The organism is Myxacorys chilensis (assembly GCF_059505265.1).
Genome location: NZ_JCACKG010000279.1, coordinates 1 through 2,435, shown reverse-complemented (window position 1 = coordinate 2,435; position 2,435 = coordinate 1). Strand labels below are relative to the sequence as shown.

Below are 2,435 nucleotides of genomic sequence, written 5' to 3'. Positions count from 1 at the left end.
ATCCCGACCCGCAGGAACGGCCGCGCTTGGAAGGAGGACGGCCCAGCCGCCAGAGCCAGAAACGAGACCCTGCGGGCGACACGTCACTTCGGCCGAGCCTTGTGGAAGCGACTGACCGGCTACCACGCCCGAAGTCGGATCGAGGCGCAGATGCGCCGCCTCAAAGCCTTTGGCGAGCGCATCGCCTCCAAAGACCCCGACCGCCAAGCCGCCGAGATCCACACCCGCATCGCTCTCATGAACCGCTTCTCAGCCCTGGGCCGGGCCGAGATCACGCGCGTCGCCTGAACCTATGGGGAAAAGGGCAAACTCGGCCTAAGCCCGAGTTGTGCAACAACGCCGTGGCGGCAGCTCTGCGCGAACTGAAAACGGGTCCATCTGCCCAAACAAGGACTGGTTCGCATCGGTCGGACAGCACCCTTGCGCGGTATCGGGACAGAGGGCTTTGATCGCGATCTTGTCTGGGACTTCGTCAGTGCGGCTCTTCCACAGCGAATATGGTGGCGCGCGGCCGGGCAAAGTCGTGCTCCTCGACCACTCGCAGGATCGCTCTGGCGAGCTTCTCGCCACCTTGAGCCGAGGGCTCGATGGGGTTGGCGAAATCGGCGTCCTGATCGAAGAGGGTTCGGAGGTCGAGAAGCGGCAGACCGCGGGCGCCAGCCTCACGGGTGATGACATCGTTGAGCAGGGTCAGGGCCGTGAGCGCAACCTCCCGGAAGTCCGGGTCAGGAAAGCGGACATCGTAGATCGTGCAGATCGCCGTTGGCCGTCCCAGTCCCAGCACATCATCGAGCATGGTGCATAGCGCCGCTCGAACTCGCGGCGGACACGCGCGAGTCTCACCAGTGCCTCCGCCACGCTCATGGCGCTCTCGCCGAACATCCCCGTCCAACCCAGGCCGTCGTTGCCTCAAGCACTGACGATGAGGTGCGTGGCACCTGTTGGCACATGGCGGATCTGCTCCGTGAGGTCGGCCAGCACCGTGCCATCGCGAGCCAGGAGCGTCGCCTGCCAGTCGAAGGGAAGGCGTCGGCGGAGCTGCTGGATGACCTCCTGCCCGGCCGCGACATAGGGCGCGTTGTCGAACACAGAGTCGCCAAGAAGGACGATGTGGGCCATGGGTGATGTTCCTTCGGGCTCGGCTCGAGCAAGGCTCCCGAGAGATGCCGATGCAGAGAGGGCCAGGAGGTGACGGCGAGTGAGTGGCAGAGGCATCGGGTGTTACCTCCTGAGCTGCTGGTCTGGTCATCATCCCCGGCGGAGGTAGCTCGGACGACCATGGGACTGAGCGGGCAGATTGGGACCAAGCCCCCCGGTCCAGCCGTCACTCGCCAGACTACCCGTCTGGCCTCGGTCCAGCGATCCCCTCGCCGGTGACCTCGCCCACATGGGCCTTGTCAGATTAAACTGCCCTGATAGGTTCACGGCGCGGTCGGTTGGCGAGCCTTGTGGCGCTTTTCTTGGCTTTGAGCTAAGAACGTTGACCGTATGCCCAGAAGAATGAAAGGCAGGGCGGAAGGAAGCGGCCTCCGCCGATTAGTCTGACAGCGCCCTTCGTCGTTAGCGCCTGCCTAGGCAACCACCGCTCATCGGGTTTAACCACCTCAAAGGGACAGCTGATGGCGTCCGGCCCGAAGTACTGGCGGCCACTCAGCCGCCTCGCCTTGGCTCAGCCCCCCGCGCCCAGGTCCTCGCCATCGTTGAGGATGAAGGTGATCATAAGGTTCACCCGGTAGCCGTTGATCTGGCCGTTCTCGATCGAGACGCTCTGCTCCTTGACCCAGGCGCTCTGAACACCTCGCAGGCTGCTCGTGGCACGGGCGACGCCGCGCTGGATGGCATCCTCGAAGCTCCTCTCTGAGGTGCTCGAGATCTCGATGACCTTGGCGACCGACATGGCGGGTCCTCCCTGAGTTGCCCGTAGGGCAGGTAGGTCGAAGGAGAGCGAGGGCTACCGCCGAGCACGTGAGCCCGGAGCATGGCAGCACACTTCCCCAAGTTTGTGGGTTCGCGCAGCGTCGGAAGGCCCCTAAGCCCCATGTAGTCGAACAGGGCATCAGTCCACAGCCCCTTCACCCCAGCACTCTCGTCGTCGAGTGCCCTGAGCCGCCTTGTCTCTGCAGGCTTGACGCTGACGCCCTTGTCCGACGAATGACGTCGTGGTCCAGGAGGATAGGCTTGCATGTACCAGGAACGCTTCAGGGTGGATGGCGAGGTCGCCGTGATTACCGGGGGAGGCCGCGGGATCGGCCTGGCCTGTGCCGAGGCACTCGGCGAGGCGGGTGCGGGCCTCGTCATCGTGGAGCCGGACGAGACGGTGGCCCAGGACGCGGCCAGCCACTTGGCAGGCCTGGGCTTCGCGGCGCGGGGCCTGGCCGGCGACGTCACCCGCTCGGATCGGATGGAGGAGATCGCGGATGACGTGGCGGGGCAGG

The 2,435-nt window shown here is 65.2% G+C and carries 4 protein-coding genes and 1 pseudogene; 2 read left to right on the top strand and 3 right to left on the bottom strand.

Annotated features, from left to right (window positions below; genetic code table 11):
- Nucleotides 1-288: pseudogene (locus AC5JLB_RS28270) on the top strand (IS5/IS1182 family transposase); the annotation flags it as partial.
- 184 nt (nt 289-472) lie between these two features.
- Here AC5JLB_RS28270 and AC5JLB_RS28265 read toward each other — a convergent pair.
- The 3 genes from AC5JLB_RS28265 to AC5JLB_RS28255 all read right to left on the bottom strand — a co-directional run bounded on the left by AC5JLB_RS28265 (nt 473) and on the right by AC5JLB_RS28255 (nt 1,897).
- The gene (locus tag AC5JLB_RS28265) at nt 473-796 is read right to left on the bottom strand and encodes an SGNH/GDSL hydrolase family protein (protein ID WP_495877170.1); all 324 of its coding nucleotides are present in this window, start codon (nt 794-796) and stop codon (nt 473-475) included.
- A 113-nt stretch (nt 797-909) separates the two neighbouring features.
- Nucleotides 910-1,119, bottom strand: coding sequence for a hypothetical protein (locus AC5JLB_RS28260; protein WP_495877169.1), 210 nt, complete (start codon nt 1,117-1,119; stop codon nt 910-912).
- Nucleotides 1,120-1,669: 550 nt separating this feature from the next.
- Complete coding sequence (locus AC5JLB_RS28255; RefSeq protein ID WP_495877168.1) at nt 1,670-1,897, bottom strand: dodecin family protein; 228 nt, start codon at nt 1,895-1,897, stop codon at nt 1,670-1,672.
- A gap of 285 nt (nt 1,898-2,182) precedes the next feature.
- On the opposite strand from AC5JLB_RS28255, the gene AC5JLB_RS28250 reads away from it, so the two are divergent.
- Nucleotides 2,183-2,435, top strand: a 253-nt coding sequence (locus AC5JLB_RS28250; protein WP_495877167.1) for an SDR family NAD(P)-dependent oxidoreductase, incomplete at its 3' end; no start/stop codon positions are given.